Source organism: Aeromonas sp. Marseille-Q7275 (assembly GCF_965119515.1).
In genome coordinates this window covers 36,452-59,029 of sequence record NZ_CBCPLW010000022.1, presented here as the reverse complement: position 1 = coordinate 59,029, position 22,578 = coordinate 36,452, and the positions used below count along the sequence as shown (strand labels likewise).

At 61.4% G+C, this 22,578-nt stretch carries 18 protein-coding genes and 1 pseudogene; 8 read left to right on the top strand and 11 right to left on the bottom strand.

The window, feature by feature from the left end:
• Nucleotides 1-41: 41 nt before the first annotated feature.
• A pseudogene (locus ACWPWQ_RS17990) lies at nt 42-134 on the bottom strand (subclass B2 metallo-beta-lactamase); the annotation flags it as partial.
• Nucleotides 135-973: 839 nt separating this feature from the next.
• Here ACWPWQ_RS17990 and ACWPWQ_RS17985 point away from each other — a divergent pair.
• Nucleotides 974-2,476, top strand: coding sequence for an ATP-dependent nuclease (locus tag ACWPWQ_RS17985; protein ID WP_454010425.1), 1,503 nt, complete (start codon nt 974-976; stop codon nt 2,474-2,476).
• Between the two features lie 130 nt (nt 2,477-2,606).
• Here the strand turns inward: ACWPWQ_RS17985 and ACWPWQ_RS17980 are convergent, their stop codons facing one another.
• Together ACWPWQ_RS17980 and aguA are read right to left on the bottom strand one after the other, a co-directional pair.
• A complete protein-coding gene (locus tag ACWPWQ_RS17980) occupies nt 2,607-4,310 on the bottom strand; it encodes an amidase (RefSeq protein ID WP_454010424.1) in 1,704 nt (567 codons plus the stop codon).
• 256 nt (nt 4,311-4,566) lie between these two features.
• Nucleotides 4,567-5,664: an agmatine deiminase gene (gene aguA, locus ACWPWQ_RS17975; RefSeq protein ID WP_454010423.1), complete on the bottom strand. Its 1,098-nt coding sequence runs from the start codon at nt 5,662-5,664 to the stop codon at nt 4,567-4,569.
• A 146-nt stretch (nt 5,665-5,810) separates the two neighbouring features.
• On the opposite strand from aguA, the gene ACWPWQ_RS17970 reads away from it, so the two are divergent.
• Both ACWPWQ_RS17970 and ACWPWQ_RS17965 read left to right on the top strand, forming a co-directional pair.
• Nucleotides 5,811-6,722, top strand: a complete 912-nt coding sequence (locus tag ACWPWQ_RS17970; RefSeq protein WP_454010422.1) for a LysR family transcriptional regulator — start codon at nt 5,811-5,813, stop codon at nt 6,720-6,722.
• Between the two features lie 380 nt (nt 6,723-7,102).
• Nucleotides 7,103-7,438: an endonuclease domain-containing protein gene (locus ACWPWQ_RS17965; RefSeq protein WP_454010421.1), complete on the top strand. Its 336-nt coding sequence runs from the start codon at nt 7,103-7,105 to the stop codon at nt 7,436-7,438.
• Between the two features lie 231 nt (nt 7,439-7,669).
• Here the strand turns inward: ACWPWQ_RS17965 and ACWPWQ_RS17960 are convergent, their stop codons facing one another.
• Nucleotides 7,670-9,082, bottom strand: coding sequence for a DUF2252 domain-containing protein (locus ACWPWQ_RS17960; protein ID WP_202047874.1), 1,413 nt, complete (start codon nt 9,080-9,082; stop codon nt 7,670-7,672).
• 96 nt (nt 9,083-9,178) lie between these two features.
• Nucleotides 9,179-9,751 carry a TetR/AcrR family transcriptional regulator gene (locus ACWPWQ_RS17955; RefSeq protein ID WP_454010420.1) on the bottom strand — a complete coding sequence of 191 codons (573 nt, stop codon included), beginning with the start codon at nt 9,749-9,751 and terminating at the stop codon, nt 9,179-9,181.
• A 168-nt stretch (nt 9,752-9,919) separates the two neighbouring features.
• Here ACWPWQ_RS17955 and ACWPWQ_RS17950 point away from each other — a divergent pair, with 168 nt between their 5' ends.
• The gene (locus ACWPWQ_RS17950) at nt 9,920-10,957 is read left to right on the top strand and encodes an alkene reductase (protein WP_454010419.1); all 1,038 of its coding nucleotides are present in this window, start codon (nt 9,920-9,922) and stop codon (nt 10,955-10,957) included.
• A gap of 276 nt (nt 10,958-11,233) precedes the next feature.
• Nucleotides 11,234-12,145 (top strand): GNAT family N-acetyltransferase, encoded by a 912-nt coding sequence (locus tag ACWPWQ_RS17945; protein WP_454010418.1) that lies wholly within the window; start codon nt 11,234-11,236, stop codon nt 12,143-12,145.
• Nucleotides 12,146-12,228: 83 nt separating this feature from the next.
• Here ACWPWQ_RS17945 and ACWPWQ_RS17940 read toward each other — a convergent pair whose 3' ends face one another.
• The 4 genes from ACWPWQ_RS17940 to ACWPWQ_RS17925 all read right to left on the bottom strand — a co-directional run bounded on the left by ACWPWQ_RS17940 (nt 12,229) and on the right by ACWPWQ_RS17925 (nt 16,974).
• A complete protein-coding gene (locus ACWPWQ_RS17940; protein WP_429162955.1) occupies nt 12,229-12,672 on the bottom strand; it encodes a GNAT family N-acetyltransferase in 444 nt (147 codons plus the stop codon).
• Between the two features lie 88 nt (nt 12,673-12,760).
• Nucleotides 12,761-13,099, bottom strand: a complete 339-nt coding sequence (locus ACWPWQ_RS17935; protein ID WP_454010417.1) for a nuclear transport factor 2 family protein — start codon at nt 13,097-13,099, stop codon at nt 12,761-12,763.
• Nucleotides 13,100-13,259: 160 nt separating this feature from the next.
• Nucleotides 13,260-14,849 carry a peptide chain release factor 3 gene (gene prfC, locus ACWPWQ_RS17930; protein WP_139439693.1) on the bottom strand — a complete coding sequence of 530 codons (1,590 nt, stop codon included), beginning with the start codon at nt 14,847-14,849 and terminating at the stop codon, nt 13,260-13,262.
• A 250-nt stretch (nt 14,850-15,099) separates the two neighbouring features.
• Nucleotides 15,100-16,974, bottom strand: coding sequence for a diguanylate cyclase (locus ACWPWQ_RS17925; RefSeq protein WP_454010416.1), 1,875 nt, complete (start codon nt 16,972-16,974; stop codon nt 15,100-15,102).
• A gap of 188 nt (nt 16,975-17,162) precedes the next feature.
• Here ACWPWQ_RS17925 and ACWPWQ_RS17920 point away from each other — a divergent pair, with 188 nt between their 5' ends.
• Nucleotides 17,163-18,167: a sensor domain-containing diguanylate cyclase gene (locus tag ACWPWQ_RS17920; protein ID WP_342059026.1), complete on the top strand. Its 1,005-nt coding sequence runs from the start codon at nt 17,163-17,165 to the stop codon at nt 18,165-18,167.
• A 24-nt stretch (nt 18,168-18,191) separates the two neighbouring features.
• Here the strand turns inward: ACWPWQ_RS17920 and viaA are convergent, their stop codons facing one another.
• Both viaA and ACWPWQ_RS17910 read right to left on the bottom strand, forming a co-directional pair.
• On the bottom strand, nt 18,192-19,646 hold the full coding sequence (viaA, locus tag ACWPWQ_RS17915) for an ATPase RavA stimulator ViaA (protein WP_319914274.1): 1,455 nt from the start codon (nt 19,644-19,646) through the stop codon (nt 18,192-18,194).
• 79 nt (nt 19,647-19,725) lie between these two features.
• Entirely contained in the window at nt 19,726-21,333 is a 1,608-nt protein-coding gene (locus ACWPWQ_RS17910; protein ID WP_454010415.1) for an ATPase RavA domain-containing protein, read from the bottom strand.
• Between the two features lie 226 nt (nt 21,334-21,559).
• On the opposite strand from ACWPWQ_RS17910, the gene ACWPWQ_RS17905 reads away from it, so the two are divergent.
• A complete protein-coding gene (locus ACWPWQ_RS17905; RefSeq protein ID WP_454010414.1) occupies nt 21,560-21,991 on the top strand; it encodes a hypothetical protein in 432 nt (143 codons plus the stop codon).
• Nucleotides 21,992-22,089: 98 nt separating this feature from the next.
• Nucleotides 22,090-22,539 carry a ribosomal protein S18-alanine N-acetyltransferase gene (rimI, locus tag ACWPWQ_RS17900; RefSeq protein ID WP_139439695.1) on the top strand — a complete coding sequence of 150 codons (450 nt, stop codon included), beginning with the start codon at nt 22,090-22,092 and terminating at the stop codon, nt 22,537-22,539.
• Nucleotides 22,540-22,578 lie beyond the last annotated feature (39 nt).

Genomic DNA, 22,578 nt, shown 5'->3' with positions numbered 1-22,578 from the left:
GCCTGGGCGGCTAGCAGCCCCGGCACGGCGTCATCCGGGCCAAGGGGCATCCCCGCCGCCCGCACGCTGCCGCCCCAGAAGCTCGCCACCAGTATCAAGGCCCCTGCCAGCCCGTATTTGATCCAGGATTTCATCGTCTTGCTCCCCTCTCTTTGGCCCCTTGCCACCCTTGTGGCAAGCGGACCCATTTATCAGTGGGCAGAAGATAGAAGGGATATGTGAGGGGAAAATGAGGTTGTGTGAAGCCAAGGTGAAGTCTGGGGAGTTCAGGAGAAATCTGGAGCTAGTCACGACAAACATTGCGGTTGGCGGTGCTGGGAATTGAGAGCGGTAAAGGCTCAAAACATACAATCAGCGCCTTGATGTAGTTTACGGCGTGACGTTTGTGCACAAAATAGGCCACATACTTTGCAGCAATGAACACATGGAACGCTTACAAAACACAACATGAAAGATACAACGCCATCTTATTAATTCATGAAATGTGATTCACATGGGTATTCATTTTGAATTAAGAACATTATCATCAATTTATTGCCCCTTACTATTGAGTGTTACATGATCTTTTCACTTTTTTTAAGAAATTATAAAACTTACAGAGGCGGAATTTCATCCTGTCTCAAATGGTGAGCATTTGCTTTTGTAGGTGAGAATGCGTAGGTAAGAGTTCTATTCTAGAAGCACTAGATGTCTATTTCAATAGTCCAAACTCCGACTGGAACTACAATCACAGTAGCAAAAGTGGTTTCAGTTCTACAGAGCCAACGATATGCCCAATTTTCATAGTACCAAAATCATACATTAATAAATCTAGAAATATTTATAAATGGCTTGAGTTGTCAGCCAAATAATCATACTAGAATTTTCACCTAACTTCACATATCAGTATTGCTAGTGAATTCATTAATCAACTTGACAGATTTAAAAGCTGAAAACAAAAACCACGAAAATATTTTTTATATTTCCACTTGCGGTGGAAAAGAAAAGCCAAAGAGAAACAAAGTTTTCCCTATCCATTTTTCATGGTGTTTCAGAATATAAAGAAGATTTATTTGAACAATTTGAAATAGGATTGGACGATTTTATTGATGAAGCTCGAGAACTAGTTTTAGAACTTTTCGAGTACATATACATACCTTCTGAAATTGATTTTGAACACTATACAAAGATAGAAAGCAATACGACTCAATCACTAATGGGAACAACAGTAGACGAAATTGTAAGAAAGGCGGTGGATGAAAAACTCATAAAAGAAATAAATACAAATTTAGACAACTTTATTGGTGAAGTAAGTAACTACCTAGGTACATACGAATACAAAAAACCAGCTAAAAAACAAACCTTATTCAATTTAACACATCTATCATCAAAAATAATTGAAACCTACTTTGAATCTAAAGTATTGAACTTAAAATCCACAGGTGAATCGACACCTATATTTCACTGTAGTTCAGGTGAAAAACGCAAGGCGATTATAGATCTAGCGAGTGCATTTATTATAAAGTCGACTGATAGACGTAGACATGTCATTTTAGCCATTGATGAACCAGAGATATCACTTCATACATCATCTTGCTTCTCCCAATTTGAAAAGCTACGGTACATTTCATCTGGTGGAGTGCAAACCCTCATTGCTACTCATTGGTATGGATTTATGTCTGCAGTTCCTGCAGGGACAGCGACATATATAGCTGAGCAAGAGACTGATAAAAAAGCATACTTAATTGATCTTTCTAGATTCAGAGAGGATATTAAATATATAAAAGAAGAATCAAAAGGAAAACAGCCAGCAAGCATTGAACTAAAAAATATCAATGATCTAGTTCAGTCCATAATTGCATCTGTCACATCTGAGGAACGCGGATGGATTATATGTGAAGGAAGCTCTGACAAAAGATACATTGAACACTGGATAGGAAATGAATTCAATATAAACGTTATCTCTATAGGTGGCTCAAAATATGTTAAGAAGCTATATGAGTACTTTCATTTAGCTCTTGAAGAAGATCGCCAAGAAATTAAGGGTAAAATATTTTGCCTGTTAGACACTGATAAAAAATATGAAAAATACACATCAAAAACGTCAATAAAGCAAATAGATATTAAACGCCTGCATAATTGTACAGAGAAAAATGAGACGACATTAAAAAGCACTAACGATAACAATTTCTTCCCTCCAACCGAGATTGAGGATTGCTTAGATCCTAATAAATTCATAGAAACATTTCTATTTTTTTCAAACGTACTAGACAATGCTGCATTTAAAGAACTTTCAAAGAAAATGAAAGTACACATAGCTAATGCTCCATCTGGCCTATCTCTAAACCTTGGACATATAGAACAAAAGCAACTCGAAAGCTTTTTTGACACTGATGGTATGAAAACAAGCTTTTCCAAGAAATATTGTGAACTAGATACGGCAAAAAATGCACCTATCTGGATAAATCAGATTAAAGAGTTTCTCGCAAAAAAATAGCTCTGCAGCCCATAGAGTGAAGCTAGGCAGAACTACTTTATAGAAAAGCTTCGATTAAAAACCACCCGCATAGTGCGGGTGGTTTTTTCTATTCCCGGTCGACCCCGAGATATTTAGCTTCAGCCCGAAATCAAGCCAACGGCGGCGTGCGCGGCGGCACCATCCGCTTGCTGCCGGTGGACTCAAAGGCCGAGGCGACGCGCAGCAAGTTGTTGTCGTCATAGGCGCGACCGGCGAAGGTCAGGCCTACCGGCATACCGATATCGGCCATGATGCCCATGGGGACGGTGACGGTCGGCACGCCGAGATGGCGAATGGCGAGGTTGCCGTTGGCGACCCAGATGCCGTTGCTCCAGGCGATATCGGCGGAAGCCGGATTCACGTCCGCATCGGCCGGGCCCACGTCGGCGACGGTCGGGAACAGCACGGCGTCGAGCTTGAGCCCGTCCATCCAGTCCTCCAGATCCAGCTTGCGGGTCTGCTCCAGGCCGCGCAGGCCGTCCGGCACCGATGCGATCTCGTCCCAGGATTTCAGGCCGCGCTTGGCCATATTGACGTACTCGTCCATGCCCGCCGCCAGATCGCCCTCGCGGTTCGGCAGGGTGCCCGGATCATGGGGGAAGATCTGGGGGCCATCCACATCGGCGAGCTTGTTCAACTTGGGATCGCCGTTGGCGCGCAGGAAATCGTCGAACGCCCAGCCGGAGAGCTCCCACAGCTCGTCGTTGAGAAACTCAGGTGACACTATGCCGCGATTGAACACGGTCGGCGCGCCCGGTCTGTCCCCTTCGCAGTTGGAGACCAGGGGGAAGTCCACTTCGACAACGATGGCGCCCGCGGCTTCCAGCGCCTGACGGGCCTGCTCCCACAGGGCGATCACGGTCGGACGGGTATGAATGCGCTGACCGGTCGGGCCACCGATGCCGGGGTTTTCGCTGGTGCCGGCCAGTTCATCCTTGTTGATAAACATGCGCGGCACGCCGAGGCGCTTGCCCTTGAGGGCGGAGGCACCGGCGGCGAGATCGAGATAGGAAGCCGGGCGCACCTCGGACGCCTTGGGCAGTTGCACCCAGGGCTGCAGGCGCCACAGATCCCCACGGGTGTCTGCATCGTCAGCCACCACCACATCCAGCACTTCCAGCAGATCGGCCATGGTGCGGGCATAGGGCACCACCACGTCCATGGTCGGGGTCAGCGGCCAGTTGCCGCGCACCGAGATGACGCCACGGGACGGGGTGTAGGCACACAGGCCGTTGTTGGAAGCCGGGCCCCGGCCGCTCGACCAGGTCTCTTCCGCCAGACCAAAGGCGGCAAAGCTGGCCGCGGTGGCGGTACCGGCGCCGTTGGAGGAGCCGGAGGCAAAGGGTGCGGTCAGGTAGTCGGCGTTGTAGGGGCTCTCGGCACGGCCATAGACGCCGCGCTGCATGCCGCCATTGGCCATGGGGGGCATATTGGTTTTGCCAAGGCAGATGGCACCGGCTGCGCGCAGCCGCTCCACGGTAAAGGCATCGCGCTGGGCCACCAGATCCTTGAAGGCCGGGCTGCCGGAGGCGGCGGTCAGCCCCTTGACCAGATAGCTGTCTTTGGCGGTGTAGGGGATGCCGTCGAGCGGCCCCAGGGTTTCGCCACGGGCGCGGCGGGCATCGGAGGCTTGCGCCTCTTTCAGTGCATCGGGATTGGGTACCACCACGGCGTTGAGGCGGGTGTCGGTCTCGGGGCCGTTGTAAGCCTCGATACGGGCCAGATAGGCCTTGACCAGTTCGACCGCCGTGGTGCGGCCTGCTTCGAGCGCACCGCGCAGCTCGGCAATGGAAACCTCTGTCACTTCGATCATGGGGATCTCCTGTAGAAGGGTGACTGCTTGTCATGATGATCGCCGCATCGGCGCCTGCGACCATCACACCATCAAGAGATAAAACCCCACGGCGTGGGGTTTTTAATACTCACCGGAACCGGTTTACGACCCGTCGCGAGAGGCCGTCAGCAAGGTGAAGAGCAGCGCAGGAACCGGAGTGTATGTGAATACATGAGGATTCCGAGCAGCACATAAGCCTTGATCACGGCCTCGCAGCAGGATCGTCATCCGGTTCTTACTGACCGGAAGGGATCTGCTGGGTAATGCAGTGGATATTGCCACCGCCCAGCAGGATCTCGCGGGCCGGCACGCCGACCACGGTGTGCTCCGGGAAGATCTCTTCCAGAATGCGCTGGGCTTCGCCATCTGTGGCGGCATCCAGCAGCGGGTAGACGATGCGATCGTTGGTGATGAGGAAGTTCACGTAGGAACCGGCCAGACGACCTTCTGCCTCGCGCGGCACACCGGTACCGCTCTCGACGCCGGCAGACTCTTCCTGGGTGCAGTAGAGCGGGCCCGGCTGGGGCAGCTTCCACACTTTCAGCTTGCGACCCTTGGCGTCGACCGCCGCTTCCAGCACCTTGAGGGCGGCCAGGGAGCGGGCGTACTGAGGATCGTTCTGGTCATCAGTCCAGTGCAGGGCCACTTCACCCGGGCGCACGAAGCAGCACATGTTGTCGATGTGGCCGTCGGTCTCGTCCATGTAGACGCCTTCGTCCAGCCAGATAAAGCTGGTGACACCCAGGTAGTCGCGCAGGTGAGCTTCGATCTGCTCCTTGGAGAGGTGCGGGTTGCGGTTTTCGTTGAGCAGGCACTCGGCGGTGGTCATGCAGGTGCCTTCACCGTCCACGTGGATGGAGCCCCCTTCCAGAATGAGCGGCGCGGCGTAGCGATCCATGCCGTGCTGCTCCAGCATCTGGGCCGCCACCTTTTCATCCTGATCCCAGGGGTAGTAGAGACCGCCCTTGTGACCGCCCCAGGCGTTGAAGCCCCAGTCCACCCCACGGCACTCGCCGGCGGCGTTGGTGACCACGGTCGGGCCAGTGTCGCGGGCCCAGCAGTCATCGCTGGCCATCTCTACCAGGGTGACGTGGGCGGGCATGATGGCGCGGGCCTGCTCCATAAACTGGGCCGGCACCCCCATAAAGACCGGGGTGGCTTGCCCGATGGCATCCGCCACCTTGGCGAAGGTGGCCTGCGCGAAGCGACCGGCGACGCGCCAGTTGTCCGGGCGGAACGGCCAGATCATCCAGACGGCCTGCTGGTGCGCCCACTCGGCGGGCATGGTGAAGCCGTCGGCGGCCGGAATGGAGTTGATGGTCTTGATGCTCATCGCAAGGCTCCTTGCATGGATTGAGGCCCCCCGATTCATCTGGGAACCCTGGAAAAATAACAGTGGGTCGCAGTGTAAGAAGTTGCGTGCCCATCCATCAAATGAATAGGATGGATTGTCCCATAAACACGGCGAATAATCCTCCCATGAAACTGCACCAGCTCGACCTCAATCTGCTGCTCGCCCTTGACGCCCTGATGACGCAAGGGAGTGTGACCCGCGCCGCCGAGTCGCTCTTTATCAGCCAGCCCGCCATGAGCCATGCCCTCAATCGCCTGCGGGCCTTCTTTGACGATCCGCTGCTGGTGCGCACGCCCCAGGGGATGCTGCCGACCCCCCGGGCCCAGCGGCTGCATCTGGGGGTGCAGCAGGTGCTGCGGCTGCTGGAGCAGCAGCTCAGCGAGGAGGATCTGTTCGAGCCGCGCCAGTCGAAGCGCCGCTTCGTGCTCTGCACCACGGACTACGTGGAGTGCGTGCTGATCCCGCCGCTCATCCAGCGCCTCAGAAGGCTGGCGCCCGGGGTCACCATAGAGATCCGCATACTGCGCGACACCTTGCCGGAGGCGGAGCTGGCGAGCGGCGAGATAGATCTGGTGCTGGGGTTTGACGAGTACATGCAGGTGCCGGGGTATCTGGGCAAGGAAACCTGGCTCACCGAGCCCCTGGCCGGACTGGTGCGCGCCACCCTGGAGCTGGAGGAGGAGCGCATCACCCTCGAGCAGCTTATCGAGATGCCCCACGTGTTCCACTCTCCGCTCGGCACCTCGGAGGCGAGCCTCGACCGCTATTTGCAGAGCCTGGGACACAGCCGCACCATCTCGGTCAACAGCCAGAGCTATATGTCCGCCGCCGCCATCGTCAGCCAGAGCGACCACCTGCTGGTGCTGCCGAGCATGGTGGCCGAGCTGCTCGCCAACCACTGGCCGCTGAAAAGCCTGCCCCTGCCCGAAGACGTGCCCGATTACCATCTCAACTGCGTCTGGCACCCGGTCCATGCACAGCAACCGGCGTTGATCTGGTTGAAAGAGCTGATGAAGGAGTTGGTGAGCCCGGTTTGAGCCCGCTGCGTCTGGCGGCTCCTCCCCCTCATCCCCAGCCCTTCTCCCGCGAGGGGAGAAGGGAGCGGATCGGCGTTAAATAGAAAGAATCGGGACAGCCGACACGCCAAAGCAACAAAGCGACAAAGCGACAAAGCGACAAAGCGACAAAGCGACAAAGCGACAAAGCGACAAAGCGACAAAGCGACAAAGACCCAAAATGCCAGGGCTTCAATGTGTTGGCACTAGAGGCCCCTTGTGATCTTCACTTTCAAGGATTCCCCGATCGGTTCCCTCTCCCTCTGGGAGAGGGCCAGGGTGAGGGAAAAGCTCCCCGCCCACCCGTACGCCACCGAGTAATGACTATATCTAATAGGGTCAAACAGCTCTGGATATGCACCATGAAGACCCACTCCTTTGCCAAGCGGCTGAGAGCCGAAGCTACCCTGGCAGAGCAGAAGCTCTGGTTCCAGCTTCGTAATCGCCGGTTTGAGGGGCTCAAGTTCCGCCGCCAGTTTCCTGTCGGGCCCTACATAGTGGACTTCATCTGCCTGGAACAGCGGCTGGTGATCGAGGTCGATGGCTCGCAACATAGCCAGCCGGAAGGTCAACAACAGGATGAGGCCAGCACGGCCTATCTCAATGGTGAAGGGTTTCGGGTGATCAGGGTGTGGAATAACGAGGTGCTGGGGCGGATGGATGGAGTGCTGGCGTTTATCAGATTGTCATTGCAGTGACTAGATCCCCCCCTCATCCCCAACCCTTCTCCCGCAAGGGGAGAAGGGAGCGGATCGGCGGCCTGCGGATAAATTGTGGCAGCCGACACGCCAAGACAAGAAAAATTCAAAGCTCCAAGACTCCAAGATTCCAAGATTCCAGCACTTTGGCACTTCAGCTATTTCGAGCCTCGCCTCCACCACCTCATCGATCGGTTCCCTCTCCCTCCGGGAGAGGGTGAGGGGAAGCGCTCACCTCGCCTCTGAGGCGACCGGCAGCTCCCCGCGGGCGATGGCGGCCAGCAGCAGGGCGTGATCTTCCCGGGTGCGCTGACCATAGGCCACGGCGAAGTCGGCGATTGCCTCATCCATCACCTCCGACTTGCCAAGATAGCCGGCGATCTGGGCCGCATCCCCCGACTTGGCATGGGCCAGCGCCAGGGCCCAGCCGCACAGCTGGCAATACTCCACGAAGTGGCGAGGTTTGACCATGCCGGGGGTGATGTCGATGCCCCCCTTCATGTCCCGCAGCTGGCGCACGTAGAAGTGGCGGCCCCTGAGCTCGCACCAGCCGAGGAAGATGTCCGGCGATCCCTGGATCATCCGCTGCCCCCGCACCACCCGCCGCCCCTGGTTGCCGCTGTCGTCTTCCGAGGTGAAATAGGGGGCCAGCACCGAGGGTTGCGCCTCTTTGACCTGCAGGAAGAGGGGATCCTCATCGTCGGCGCCGGTGAGCAGGATCACCCAGCAACGGGTGCCCACGCTGCCCACCCCCACCACCTTGCGGGCCACGTCCACGACCCGGTAGCGGCGCAGCAGGATACGCCTGTCCTCCGGCAGGGAGGCGAGATAGGCCTCCAGCAACTCGCCGAGCACCTCATAGACGGGTTCCCCGTCCTCGGTGTGGGTCTCGCGGATGACGAAGGGGTGAAGTTCGCGGATCCTGTGCTGATCGTCCACCAGATCCGTCATCTTGCCGAGCACCTGCAGGTGGTTGCGACCCCGGGCCTTGGCGAAGGTGGCCTTGACGCGCTGATGGGCATCGACGGAGAAGGCGTCGAGCACCGAGGCCTGTTCGATGTGATCGTACCAGACCCTCATAAAGCCCATCTTGCCGTATTCCCGCAGCTTGGTGCGGTAACCGGTCGCTATCATCCTGGCCGCCTCCCGCTGGCGGGCGGCGTCGGCCCCCAGGTACTCGGCCGCCACCAGGGCGCTGGCGGCCAGGCGCTTGAGATCCCACTCCCAGGGGCCGAGGTGGGTCTCATCGAAGTCGTTGATGGCCAGCACCAGGTTGCGCTCGGCGCTCGCGTAGAGGCCGATATTGGCGACATGCATGTCGCCACAGGCCTGGACCATGAGGCCGGAGTGGGGGGTGGCGACGAGATCCCCCGCCATGATGGCGGCCCCCCCGCGCAGGAAGGCAAAGGGGGACTCCTGCATCCTGGCATGGCGCACCGGCACCAGCTGCTTCAAGCGAGTGGTGGCCTGGGCCTTGAGCACGGCGATGGGATCCCTGTCATAGGGCGCTGGCGGCAGCCAGGAGTGAGCCTCGCGAGGAAACTGTTCCCGCAGGGCCTTGCCGGCGGCGAACCGCTGCGCGATGGAGAGCTGTGGCGTGGTGAAGTGCGCCAGTATCGCCCGAGACGTTGCCTTCCTGGTCATTCTCTTTCCTCCTGCCGATATCCTCACCATCAAGATGGAAGAGGGGGCAGGCAGGGGCAAGCACCGGGGACAAATATAGGCCCAGAGGGCCGGGATTCAGCGGCGAGGGGTCAGGGCCGCCATCAGCTGGTCGACGACGCCCCTCAGCAGGGCGCGGTCTGGGTGGCACTGGGCGAAGGTCACCAGCCCCTGGATGTTGACCTGCAAGAAGGCGGTCAGGGTGGGAATGTCCCCCCCGGAGGCCAGCTCCCCCCGCTCGCTGGCCTGATGCAGCAGCTGCGCCAGGTCGCTTTCCAGCTCGCCATAGATGACCTTGAAACGCAGGTGCAGCTCTTCGTCCTGCTCCGCCAGCTCCATCAGGGTGCGGGTCAGCAGGCAGGAGCCCTGCAGGGCATCGTCCACCAGCTGGGTGAAGTAGGCCTTCAGCCCGGCCAGCGGGCTCGGCTGATCGAAGCAGCGACGGCGCAGGGCGCCCTTCTCCTGCACATAGTGATCGACCGCCTCCAGCAGCAGCCCACGCTTGTTGCCAAAGGCGGCATAGAGACTGCCCGGGTGCAGCCCGGTCGCCGCCACCAGATCCTGCATGGTGGTCTTGGCATAGCCTCTGGCTCGAAACGCCTCCATGGCGCTTCGCAGGACAAGGTCCCGATCAAATTCGGCACTGCGCATGGGATCTCCGCTGGCAAGGGCCCGGCGTACCGGGGAACAGGGCGGCAAGTTTACCCCAGCAGGCAGGCAAGACCAATCCATGTTGAATGCTTGCTCAAAAAAGACTTGCGTACAAACCAAAAAACGTCTTGAATGCCCATTCAAGAATCACCCCCGAGGACGCTCTGCATGGATACCCTGTTTCAACCTTACCGCCTCAACGGCACCCTCACCCTCGCGAATCGCTTCATGATGGCTCCCCTCACCCGCTGCATGGCGGGCCCGGGGCTGGTGCCGACCGCGCAGATGGCAGCCTACTATGGCCGCCGCGCCGACATCGGCCTCATCATCTCCGAAGCCACCATCATTCGCCCGGACGGCCAGGGCTATCCCAACACCCCCGGCATCTACAGCCCTGAGCAGATCGCCGGCTGGAAACAGGTTACCGCCGCCGTGCACGCCAAGGGGGGCAAGATCTTCGCCCAGCTGTGGCACGTGGGCCGCCTCTCCCACCCCTTCTTCCATCAGGGCGAGGTGCTGGCACCCTCCGCGGTCGCCCATGAGGGCACGGTGCCGCGCATGCGCGAGCTGGTGTATCAGGTGCCCCGCGCCCTGACCGAGAGCGACATTGCCCAGCTGGTCGAGGATTACGCCCAGGCCGCCGCCAACGCCATCGAGGCGGGCTTTGACGGGGTGGAGATCCACGGTGCCAACGGCTACCTCATCGATCAGTTCCTGCACCATTCGAGCAACCTGCGCACCGACCAGTATGGCCAGACCCCGGAGAACATGAGCCGCTTCGCCCTGGAGGTGGTGGACGCCATCAACGCCCGCATCGGCAGCGAGCGGGTGGGCCTGCGTCTCTCCCCCGGTGCCTATGTGCACCTGGAAGGGGATGCGCGGGATCGCGCCGTGTTCGATTACCTGCTGGCGGAGCTGAACCAGCGCGCCCTGGCCTATGTGCACCTCGGCATCTTCGATGACAGCCTCACCTTCGACTACCTGGATGGCCGCGCCTCCGACTACCTGCGCGCCCACTACGACGGCCACCTGGTGGGGGTCGGTAACTACACGGCAGAGAGTGCCGCCGAGGCGATCCGCGCCGACCGCTTCGACCTCGTCGCCATCGGCCGCCCCCTTATCGCCAACCCGGACTACCTCGTCAAGGTGAAGCAGGGGGAGACTCTGACCCCCTATGCCGACACCATGCTGGCGGAACTGGTATAAACCGCGCCGCCCCCCGAGGCAGCGCCGTGACCGGCACCATGCAGACCGAGCTGGTGCAAGCCGCCAGAGCCGAGTCATCCACAGACCGGGCCGCCGTTGCCCGGCCAGCTTGTTCCTGACCAAGGATGGGATCCGCGCCATGGCGCGGGTTTCCAATGTTTGGGCCCCTCTCCCGGGCCCTTTTTTGTGCCCGCCTTCTGCCCCTGAAAAATGGTTGCCACCAACAACCAGTTGGCTATATTGGTTGTAGGTAACAACCAGAAGGACACTCACAAGATGGATCCCCGCCCCCTGCGCGCCCTGTCACGGGAACTGGTACGCGAACTCGGCATGCTCTCCCAGCAGTGCGGCTCACTTGCCCTGAGCCCCCTGGAGGCCCACCTGCTCATCGAGCTGGAGAATGGCCCCGCCACCAACCAGCAGCTTGCCGAGCGGCTGCGCATCGACAAGTCCAATGCCAGCCGCCCCCTGGCCCGCCTCGCCGAGCGGGAGCTGATCACCTGGCAGCCGCACCCCTCGGACGGGCGCAGCAAGCAGGCTAGCCTCACCGGACAGGGCAAGGCGCAGCTTGAGGAGCTGCACCGGCAGATGGACGAGGCCATGGCCGAGACCCTGGCCCAGCTCGCCCCCGCCGAGCGCGAGCGGCTCTGGGACGGCATGCGCCTCTATCGCAGCGCCCTCTCCCGCGCCCGCCGCCAGCAGGGCTATCGCATCAGGCCCATAGCCCCCGAGGACAATGCCGCCATCGCCGCCGTGATCCGGGCCGTCTCCGCCGAATACGGCCTCACCGCCGACAAGGGCTACGGGGTGGCGGACCCGAATCTCGACTTCCTCCATGAGACCTATCAGGGGGAGCACAGCCGATATTGGGTGATTGAGGGGCCGGACGGTGCCATTCTCGGCGGGGGCGGCATAGCCCCCCTGGTGGGGGAAACCGGAACCTGCGAGCTGCAGAAGATGTACTTCCTGCCCGCCCTGCGCGGCCTGGGGCTGGGGCGGCGACTGGTGCTGCAGGCCCTGGCCGAGGCACGCAACCTCGGATACCTGCGCTGCTATCTGGAGACCACGGCCGATCTGCGCGAGGCCACCAGCCTCTACGAGTCGCTGGGCTTCGAGCACCTGCCTGGCCCCCTCGGCTGTACTGGCCACGACGCCTGCGAGATCTGCATGGTGCTGAAACTAGAATAGAGCGCCCCCTCATCCCCAGCCCTTCTCCCGCGAGGGGAGAAGGGCGCAAACAAGTTGCCTATGAACGGTGCCCTCTGCCTCACCTAAACCCGTTGGGTGTAGTGATCAAAGGCGATGACCTTCTGATATCCCTCTGATTCGTAGAGCGATTTGGCAGGATGATTAGATACGGCTGTGGCCAGCTTTACAGTCAGCGCATCTGTCTCTTTGGCAAAACTTGCCACCCGTTTTAACAGGGCTCGCGCCACTCCCTGCTGGCGGGCTGACTCGATGACAAAGAGATCGTTGAGGTACCACATCCGCTTCATGGCAACGGATGAGAATGCCGGGTAAAGCTGGGTAAAACCGATGCTTTCACCCATCTCATTGCGAGCAAGAAAGATGACTGCATCGGCAGCCTCGAGGCGCTCGGCAATAAACCCGGTTGCGGCACTCTGATCCGGCGCCTGCCCATAAAACTGCCGATAGGCATCAAACAGACAACTGATTTCTTCAAGATGATCCGGGGTGGCCTGGATAATGTGCATTCAATGTCCTTATTGCAGTTTTTCCGACATCCCATGACCAGAGGAACCATATATTGGCGCCGTATGGAGAAATAGTTAGATATTCGTATCAAGAGGGGAAATAGAACCAGGCTGTCTGGATAAGGCCGTCCTCCACCTCGAACACCGCCACGCTCTCGATGGGCTCAGGGGAGAGGCCATAAATCAGCTCGTGATCGAACACCTTGTTGCCGAGCAGGGTTCTGGAAAGCAGCTCGGCCCGCAAGGCCGGGTTGTTGAATCTGTGCTCGGCATAGAAGCTCCGAAGCGCCCCCTTGCCGACTGTGCTCGGGGTCTCGGTCGGCATGCGATAGCCTTTGAAATCCTCGGCGAAGCAGGCCAGGAAGGCGTCAATGTCGTGGGCATTGTAGGCGGAAAACTGCGCCTCTACGGGTTGGGTGACGGACATGCCTATCTCCACAAATGAAATTTAAATCACTTATCCGTGTTTTTTATTCACACATCAAGCCCCGGATGGGGATAGCCTCCCGACAGCGCACATAACAAAAGACCCCGCCGAAGCGGGGTCTCTCTTGTCATCAGCCACCCGCAGGGCGCGGGCGGGGTGATCAGTGCTCGCGGGTCTGGCGGAACGCCACGTCCGGGTGACGCTCCTGGGCCAGGCGCAGGTTGACCATGGTCGGGGCTATGTAGGTGAGGTTGTCACCGCCATCCAGGGCCAGGTTGACCTCGTTCTTGCGCTTGAACTCCTCGAACTTCTTGACGTCGGTCCCTTCCACCCAGCGGGCGGTGGAGACGTTGACCGCCTCGTAGATGGCCTCGACGTTGTATTCGCTCTTCAGGCGCGAGACCACCACGTCAAACTGCAGCACACCGACCGCGCCGACGATGAGATCGTTGCTGATGAGCGGACGGAACACCTGCACCGCGCCCTCTTCGGAGAGCTGCACCAGCCCCTTGAGCAGTTGCTTCTGCTTGAGCGGGTCGCGCAGGCGGATGCGGCGGAACAGTTCGGGGGCGAAGTTCGGGATGCCGGTGAATTTCAGATCCTCACCCTGGGTGAAGGTGTCGCCGATCTGGATGGTGCCGTGGTTGTGCAGCCCTATGATGTCACCGGCGCAGGCTTCGACCGCCTGCTCCCGGTCACCGGCCATGAAGGTGACGGCATCGGAGATGTTCACGTCCTTGCCGATGCGCACGTGGCGCATCTTCATGCCCTTGGAGTAGGTGCCGGAGACGATGCGCATAAAGGCGATACGGTCTCGGTGTTTCGGGTCCATGTTCGCCTGGATCTTGAACACGAAGCCGGAGAACTTCTCCTCGGTGGCCACCACTTCGCGGCTCTCGGCCTTGCGCGGCATCGGAGACGGCGCCCAGTCGGTCAGGCCATCCAGCATGTGGTCGACACCGAAGTTGCCGAGCGCAGTCCCGAAGAAGACAGGGGTCATCTCGCCGGCGATGAAGGCCTCGTGATCGAACTCCGGAGAGGCGCCCTGCACCAGCTCCAGTTCGCCGCGCAGCTGGGCGGCCAGATCTTCACCTATGGCGGCGTCCAGCTCCGGGTTGTTCAGCCCCTTGACCACCCGCTTCTCCTGGATGGTGTGGCCCTGACCGGTCTGATACAGATAGGTCTCGTCCTTGTAGAGGTGGTAGACCCCCTTGAAGGACTTGCCGCAGCCGATGGGCCAGGTGATGGGGGCGCACATGATCTTCAGCTCGCGCTCCACCTCGTCCATCACTTCCATGGGATCGCGCACTTCGCGGTCCAGCTTGTTCATGAAGGTGAGGATGGGGGTATCGCGCAGCCGGGTCACTTCCATCAGCTTGCGGGTCCGATCTTCGACGCCCTTGGCGGCATCGATGACCATCAGGCAGCAGTCGACCGCGGTGAGGGTACGGTAGGTATCTTCGGAGAAGTCCTCGTGACCCGGGGTATCGAGCAGGTTGACCAGGCAGTCCGCATAGGGGAACTGCATCACGGACGTAGTGATGGAGATGCCGCGCTGCTTCTCCATCTCCATCCAGTCGGATTTGGCGTGCTGACCCGAGCCACGGCCCTTGACGGTACCGGCGCGCTGGATGGCCTGTCCGAACAGCAGGACCTTTTCGGTGATGGTGGTTTTACCCGCATCCGGGTGCGAGATGATCGCAAAAGTGCGTCTCTTGGAGACTTCACTCAGAAATTCAGCTGACATAATTCGACGTTCTTCTATTGAGCGGCGGCCTGGAGCCACCGTGGGAATAAATGCGGGACAGCACCTTGGGATCAGGGCTCCCATGCAGACAACGACGCCACGCAGCCGGGTCATGGAACCCGCAGGTGGAAAAAGGAGGAGCGCTGCGTTACATGGGCCTTCTCGCCTGAGTCAAAGCAAAATTGCGCGACATTATACCCGCGCGAGTGAAAAATACCCAGCCCGGCATGAGGGGCTGGAGGGCGGTTCGGGATCAGGCCGCCTTCACCACCCGGTTGCGCCCCGCCAGCTTGGCGCCGTACATGGCCTCATCGGCCCGGCGGATCAGCTCCCCGAGATTGTCATCCTCTGCCTTGTACTCGGCACAGCCTATGCTGACGTGGATGGGGTGATCCTCAGGCACCCCCTCGATGACGAGGCGGGAGACGGCAATCCTGACCCGCTCGGCCACCTCGGCCGCCTCCTCAAGCCCGGTGTCCGGCAGCAGCACCAGAAACTCCTCGCCCCCGTTGCGCCCCACCCTGTCCAGGCTGCGCACCTGCGCCTCGATGCACTGGGCCACGGCGGTCAGCACCTGATCCCCCACCTGGTGGCCGAGCTGGTCGTTGACCTTCTTGAAGTGATCTATGTCCAGCAGCAGCACGCACAGGGGCTTGCCGCTCTCGCGCGCCTGGGCGAACCATTTGCGCCCCTTGGCCTGGATCTGGCGCCGGTTGTGAATGCCGGTCAGCTCGTCCGTCATGGCGAGGTGCTGCATCTTGCGGGTGCGGCTGCGCTGATGGAGCACCAGTACCCCCATGACCAGCAGCGACAGGACCACCACCAGATATTGCCAGTAGCGCCGCTCCTGCAGCTGCTTGAGCTTCTCCGCCTGCAGCTGCTGCTGGGATCTGAGGGTCTGGTTCTCCAGCTCCTTGCGCGCCAGATCGAACTCGAAGCGCATCTGCAGGGCCCGCTGCTCCCGCAGCCGCTGATCCAGTGCATGACGGGTCTGCACGAAGGCCTTGAGGCTGGCCAGGGCCTCCCCGATCCGCCCCTGATGCTCCAGCACCCGGGCGCGCACCTCATGCACCCAGGCGAGGAAGCGCAGGTTCTGCTCCCGGGCAAATATCGGCTCGGCCTCGTCCAGGTGCCGCAGCGCCTCGGCCGGCTTGCCCATGGCATCCAGCGCGGTAGCCATGACGATGTGCCAGTGGCCCAGAGTCACGCTGTCCGCCCCCTCCCCCTGCTGCAGCAAGGTGGCGGCCTGCTCCAGCTTGGCCATGGCCTGCGCCGTCTTGCCCTGCCTGAGCAGGATGGTAGCCAGCTCTATCCTGCTCCAGGCCAGCACACCGTCCTGCCGCTGCGCCTCATAGTAGCGCTCGGCCTCCACCATCAGGGGCAGCGCCTTGTCGTACTCGCCCGTGTCCACATAGAGCAGCCCCTGCTGGGTGTGTATATCCACCAGCCGCTCCTGATCCCCCAGCGTCCGGTAGTCGTGCTCCAGCTCCTGGAAGTAGCCCTCGGCCCGCTCGAAGAGCCCCATCCGGCGATAGGCATTGGCGATCCTGGCCAGCACCTCCCGCCCCTTGTTCTCCAACCCCAGCGCCTCGTAGCGGCGATGGGCATCGATAAGCTCCATCAGCCCCTCGGCCAGCTCCCCCTGGTAGGAGTACATCTCCCCCCGCAGGTTGAGGATGTCGGCCCGTTGCCGCTCATCCCCCAGTCTGCGCGCCAGGGTCAGGGCTGCGTCGTAATCCTGCCGCGCCTCGTCCATGTTGCCGAGCAACTGCTGATGATAACCGCGACAGGCGAGCAGACCGCTCTCGGCGACCCTGTCCTTGCGGCTCTTCACCTCTGCCAGCGCCCGATCGGCAAACTGCACGGCGCGCAGGAACTCCTCGTCCCGCTCGCTCGGCTGGGCCCAGCACTGCAACCGGGCGATGCGACCCTGCACCTCCGGCGGATAGGCATCGACATGGGCAACCAGGGCGGCGACACGGTCGCGAAACACCTGCAGGGGCGGGGTATCATCCTCCAGCTGCTGCAACTCCCGGGAGAGCGCGGGCTCGGTCAGCCGGGGAGACACCGCGAAGGCGGGTGTCACTCCCAGCCATAACAGCAGGCTAACGCCCATCAGGATCTTCATGCTGATTCAGTCTCCCCGTTCGATGGCCCGGACGCCATGCCCGCCGCCTCAATCATATCCCTCCTTGCCATGGGCGCACAGCCACGGCATGCATTGCCCTGTCAGCGCTCACTCCTGCTATCTCATTCTTTACAGAAGGAAAGTCTGCATCGACTATAAGCGAACTGACACAAGGGAAGGGATGAAGAATGACCTACGAGGAGCTGCGGGAGGCTTACGACAGGTTGTTGCTGGAGAACGAGCGCCTCAAACGCATCGCGGATGACGCACGGGAGAAGCTGGATGCCGCCATGGACGGCACCGGCCTGTGCATCTGGCAGAACCATGTGCCCACCGGCAAGCTCATCATCTTCAACCGGCGCTGGGGATCCATGCTCGGCTATCAGCCCAAGGAGCTGTCTGCCCACTTCGACATCTGGCGCGAGCACCTGCACCCGGAAGACAGGGAGCGGGTGCTGCAGGCCTTCTTCGACCACCTGGAGGGCAAGAGCCCCTTCTATCAGGTGATGCACCGGATGATCGCCAAGGATGGCAAGACCACCTGGGTGCTGGATCGCGGCCGGGTGGTGGAGCGGGATGCCCAGGGCAACCCCATCCGGGTGATGGGCACCCATATCGACATCACCCACGAGAAGGAGTACGAGCAGCAGCTGGCCCAGCTCGCCCACCGGGATCCCCTCACCGGCCTGCTCAATCGCACCGCCCTGCACCGCCAGTTCCCGCAGGAATACCAGGCGATCTGCTTCATCGATCTCGATGACTTCAAGCAGGTGAACGACAACCTGGGCCACCGCGCCGGGGACGAGCTGCTGGTGGCCCTCAGCCAGCGGCTGCGTCACTGCTGCGGCGAGGAGGTCAGGCTGGGTCGGCTCGGGGGGGATGAGTTCGTGCTGCTGCTGCCCTGGCCGAGCGAGGATCCCCGCACCAGCCACCTGGCCCGTCAATGTGTCGACACCATTACCACCCCGTTCGAGCTGCCCAATGGAGAGGCGGCCGTGGGCATGAGCATGGGGATAGCGGCCATTCGGCCACAGGATGACTTCAGCACCGCGCTGGCCCGGGCCGATCAGGCCATGTACAGGGTCAAGCGCAGCGGCAAACGGGGATTCTATATCGCCAGGCCGAGCGGCCAGCCGCTGCTGGATCAGGATCAGATCAGCGAACGGGGCCTCTACCACAGGGTCGACATCTGACACCGGAGCGGCGCCAGCCCGCCCCTAGCCGCGTTGCCAGCGCCTGAGCAGGCGGCCCCGCAGACCGCAGTCCAGCAACCAGCTGTTGTCGAACACCCGCAAGATGGCCGACTTGGCATGCCTGGACATGGCGACGGCGTGGAAGCGGGTCTGCTGTGTTCGCCGCCGGTTCATCCGATCGAGCAGGGCATGGGGCAGGCTCTGGGCGATGAAGTCGGAGATCACCAGCACGTCCGCCCTGGCAAAATCCGGTTGATCCAGCTGCACCAGCGCCTGCTCGAGGCAGGGCACCAGATCGGTGCCGCCGTGGAAACTCATGGAGAGGAAGCGCTCCGCCTTGTCCAGCCCGGTGTCTGCGGTGATCTCCAGGGTCGCCACCTCGGTGGAAAATAACATTAGATAGCAGCCCCGCTTCTCGTCCATCGCCAGTTTGAGCAGGGCCAGGAAGAGCGCCTTGGCGCACTCCTCCGGATAGCCCCCCATGGAGCCCGAGGTATCGACGCAGACGATGAAGGGGCCCCGCGGCTGCACCTCCTGCCCGCCCTGCTCCGGGGAGCGCTGCATCAGGCGCTGGCGCGGCAAGGTGCCCCGCGACTGATAGCTCAGCAGGCGCCGCTCCAGATAGCGGCGATAGAACTCCAGCTCCAGCTCCGGCAGGGCCAGCATCACCGCCTCGCTCGGCAAGAGGCGCATCAGATCGCTGGCCGGGTGCACCCCCACCAGATCGTCAGGCACGTCGTCGGTCTGCACCTCTTCCAGCTCGTGCATGGGCACGGGGGGCAGCGTCCGGGCGTCGGTCCGCCGATCCCGCTCGCTGCGCCCCAGCAGGGCCGCTATCTCCCCCAGCAGGGGTTCGCGCTGCAACATGCGGGCATATTGCTGCACCAGCACCAGGCTGCGCTTGTGCCAGCTGCCCTGGGCCAGATCCCAGAGCCCCCCGGCGGAGATCTGGTGCGGATCCAGGGCATCGGCCAGGGTCCGGTTCGCCAGCAGCTGATCCTCTATCTCCTGGCGCTGCTTCTCCCGCTCCGCCTCGGCGATCTGCTGCTGCAACTGCAGCAGGCTGCCCACCAGGCTGGCCCGCCACTTCTCCACGAACAGCTGACGCAGCCCCTCGGTCGGCTGCACCATGATCTGGCGCACCAGGCTGCGGGCATCCCCGGCGAAGGGGCTGTGCTGCTCCAGCGCCTCAAGCAGGGCCGGCAGCCGCCCCACCAGCTCGGGCAGGGACAGCAATCTGTGGGCCTGATAGAGCAGGTACTCCTGCTCCAGCGCCACCGGCACCGGCTTGTGGCGCATCTCCTCGCCGAGCTGCTCGCTCCAGCTCTGGATGCGTTTTTTCAGCAGCTTGCCCTGCAGCGGGGAGCGTTTGAGAAACTCGGAGATCTTGGGGGTGGAGGCCAGCAGCAGCGCCATCTCCCCCGCCAGCTCCCCCTCACCGATGAGGAGCCCCAGATCCATCATGCCGATCTCTAGCATGGGCACTCCCTAGGCAAGGGACGCACGGCGCCTTGCTGCCGGAGGCCAAGGGCTGGTGGCGGCGTCAGTCCGGAGCGCATCAGGCATCCAGCCCGGGCAGGCGATCCCGCCACTGCTGCAGCTCCTCGCCCAGCCGTTCCAGGTCCCTGTTCAGCACGAAGAAGCTGTCCTCCACCTGGCGCAGCCAGTGCTCCCCGACAAACAGGTGGGGCTGGTGACGGTCGAACAGGCTGCGCTGCCCCTTGAGGCTCTGCTGCACCCTGACAACCTGGCTCGCCAGCTCACCGAGCTCCGCCTGCCAGGGGGCCGTCACCACCTCGGGAATGGGGGTTCGCTCCACCAGCACCAGGGGCACGGGCTGGCGCTGGACATCCAGCACCTGCAGCCGCAGCTGCTCGTCGAGCACCAGCTCGTAGTGCCCCTCCTTGGGGTTGCCAAGGGGCCAGCCCACCAGCGCCTCCCCGGTGGGGTGCCAGTGGGAGAGCAGGGTGCGATCGAAGGTGAGGGTCTCGGTCAGGCGATCGGGATCCCCCCCATCCAGGGGCGCCGGGGTGAGCAGGTGGAAGTGCACCTGCTTGCCGAAGGGTTTGGCGTTGGCCAGCGGCAACTCGGTGCCGCGGGCGCGGCGGCCGAACCACTGCTTGCGCTTGACCGCCTTGCAGCCGAGTCGCTGGGCAACCGCCCCCTTGAGTTGCTTGAACCGCTCGCGCAGGGCCAGCAGCTCACGGGTCAGCACCAGTTGCTGGTAGCCGTAGAGGCGGGAGAACTCGCCGATCATCTCCAGCAAGGCGGTGCGGGAGGCCTCGTCGTGCCAGAGGCAATCCTTGAACAGCAGCAGATCCAGCGGGGCCACTTCGTCGCGGCCGTTGAAGAAGGCGCTCGCCTTGATGAGCCTGACCGCCTTCTTCCAGCGCCGATCCGACACATAGCAGCCGTGGCCGAGCTGGCTGTCGAGCTGCTGGCGCAGCTGGTAGATGAGCTCGAAACAGGCGTCGGGCAGGCGCACCTGCTCGATCTCCTGCTGCCAGGCCTCGTACTCCTCCCCCCGGATCTGCACCGAGGGAGTCAGGTTCTGGTGGGATTGGCCATCGCTCGCCAGCATGGCCTGGAAGTTGGATTTCTCCTGCACCCTGTCCATCCAGATCCGCACCAGCATGCGATCGTAGAGCGCCTCCAGCCCGCTGTCCGGGGCGGGCAACTCGTTGGAGGCGGTCACCAGCAGCCGCATGGGAATGGGGTGCTGGCTGTCGCCGTTGCGGAACTGCCGCTCGTTGATGGCGGTGAGCAGGGTGTTGAGGATGGCCGGGCCCGCCTTCCAGATCTCGTCGAGGAAGACCACCTCGGCCTCCGGCAGGTAGCCCTGGGTCAGCCTCAGGTACTTGCCATCCTCCTTGAGCGCCTGGATGGAGAGGGGGCCGAACACCTCCTCCGGCGTGCTGAAGCGGGTCATCAGGTATTCGAAGTGGCGGGCATCGTGAAAGGCGAGCTTGAGGCGCCGTGCGATCAGGCTCTTGGCGATGCCGGGGGGGCCCAGCAGGAAGACGCTCTCGCCACTCAAGGCCGCCAGCAGGCCGAGCCGCAGAGCATCCTGGCGCTCATAGAGCCCCTCCCCGAGGGCGGCCAGCAGCCGTGGCAGGCGCTCATGGATGGGGGTGGCACGAACAGTATTCTGGGCTAAAGGCGGCATAGGCACAGTTCCGAAGCTGGTATTGTCATCAGTGTCCGCAGGGTCCGGCCTCAGGCCCCGCCTCACTGTCATGGTCTGTTGAATCTGTTCATCCCGCGGCTAGGGTCGGGATCCTGCACGGCCCTGGCGGGACAATCCCGGCACGCAAGGGGGTGCAGCAAAACCTGCGAGAGTGTACTCTGCGCATCAGAATTTACCCCAACGCAGATCAAGAGTGAGCCTTCGCATGCAAGATCCCCTACTGGACCCACTGCGTCAGCGCATCCTGGCCAGGATGGGCATCCCCCTCTGGCAACTGAGAGCCCAGGGCCTGCCAGGCAAACCGGCAGACGCTGCTGCAACCCAGCCGCCGGTAAACATGGCGGCAGAGGATGCGGCGGCCTCACGCCAGCAGGTGGCGGTGCCGACCGGCAAGCTGTGGCTGCAGGCCGAGGCGCTGCCCGCGCCCTCTTTGCTCGGGGACATCTGCCAGTGGCTCGGCATAGGCACGGACGAGGTCTCCTTGCTCGGCGAGCTGCCCGAGGGGGTGACGCCCCCCCTGCTCTGGCTGACGGCCCCGGATCCGCGCTGGCCCCATGCCCTCGTCTGCCCGCTCAAGCCAGGCCCGGCGCACAAGCGCGCCCTCTGGCAGCAGTGCCGGCAGCGCCAGCCCGGTTGAACCGGCCAGCCCCCAAGATCCTTGAAGCCACGACCATGGCATGACCATGCCGTCCGTCGCAAGTCCGAATCCCGTCCGGAGTAACCATGTCTGACCTCTTGCCCAGCTTTCGTCCCCTGCTCGAATCCGATTTCGATGCCATCTATCCCATAGAGCGGGCCGCCCACCAGGAGCCCTGGAGCCAGGCCAACCTGCTCTCCTGCTTCGGGCCGCGCTATCTCAACGGCCTGATGCTGGTGGAGGGCCGTCCCGCCGGTTTCTATATCTCGGATCTGGTGGCGGGAGACAGCTCGCTGATGAACATCTGCGTGCACCCCGAGTTTCAGGGCAAGGGGCTGGGTCGGGCGCTGCTCAAGGAGTATCTGGCCCGCAGCAAGGCGAAGGGGGCCGAGGCCTGGTTCCTGGAGGTGCGGGCGGGCAACCGTACCGCCATCGGCCTCTACGAGAGCGAGGGGTTTGCCGAGTATTGCCGTCGCGCCGACTACTACGGCACCGGCCAGGATCGGGAAGACGCCGTGCTGATGTCCCGCCTTTTCGACTTCGGCTAAGAGACCGCCCGCAACAGACAAGGGGGCCGTGCAGCCCCC

Bases quoted from the DNA above. Each gene is read 5' to 3' on its own strand.
- ACWPWQ_RS17980 (WP_454010424.1), bottom strand. From the start codon at position 4,310: ATGATCGAAGTGACAGAGGTTTCCATTGCCGAGCTGCGCGGTGCGCTC.
- aguA (WP_454010423.1), bottom strand. From the start codon at position 5,664: ATGAGCATCAAGACCATCAACTCCATTCCGGCCGCCGACGGCTTCACC.
- ACWPWQ_RS17970 (WP_454010422.1), top strand. From the start codon at position 5,811: ATGAAACTGCACCAGCTCGACCTCAATCTGCTGCTCGCCCTTGACGCC.
- ACWPWQ_RS17965 (WP_454010421.1), top strand. From the start codon at position 7,103: ATGAAGACCCACTCCTTTGCCAAGCGGCTGAGAGCCGAAGCTACCCTG.
- ACWPWQ_RS17960 (WP_202047874.1), bottom strand. From the start codon at position 9,082: ATGACCAGGAAGGCAACGTCTCGGGCGATACTGGCGCACTTCACCACG.
- ACWPWQ_RS17955 (WP_454010420.1), bottom strand. From the start codon at position 9,751: ATGCGCAGTGCCGAATTTGATCGGGACCTTGTCCTGCGAAGCGCCATG.
- ACWPWQ_RS17950 (WP_454010419.1), top strand. From the start codon at position 9,920: ATGGATACCCTGTTTCAACCTTACCGCCTCAACGGCACCCTCACCCTC.
- ACWPWQ_RS17945 (WP_454010418.1), top strand. From the start codon at position 11,234: ATGGATCCCCGCCCCCTGCGCGCCCTGTCACGGGAACTGGTACGCGAA.
- ACWPWQ_RS17940 (WP_429162955.1), bottom strand. From the start codon at position 12,672: ATGCACATTATCCAGGCCACCCCGGATCATCTTGAAGAAATCAGTTGT.
- ACWPWQ_RS17935 (WP_454010417.1), bottom strand. From the start codon at position 13,099: ATGTCCGTCACCCAACCCGTAGAGGCGCAGTTTTCCGCCTACAATGCC.
- ACWPWQ_RS17925 (WP_454010416.1), bottom strand. From the start codon at position 16,974: ATGAAGATCCTGATGGGCGTTAGCCTGCTGTTATGGCTGGGAGTGACA.
- ACWPWQ_RS17920 (WP_342059026.1), top strand. From the start codon at position 17,163: ATGACCTACGAGGAGCTGCGGGAGGCTTACGACAGGTTGTTGCTGGAG.
- viaA (WP_319914274.1), bottom strand. From the start codon at position 19,646: ATGCTAGAGATCGGCATGATGGATCTGGGGCTCCTCATCGGTGAGGGG.
- ACWPWQ_RS17910 (WP_454010415.1), bottom strand. From the start codon at position 21,333: ATGCCGCCTTTAGCCCAGAATACTGTTCGTGCCACCCCCATCCATGAG.
- ACWPWQ_RS17905 (WP_454010414.1), top strand. From the start codon at position 21,560: ATGCAAGATCCCCTACTGGACCCACTGCGTCAGCGCATCCTGGCCAGG.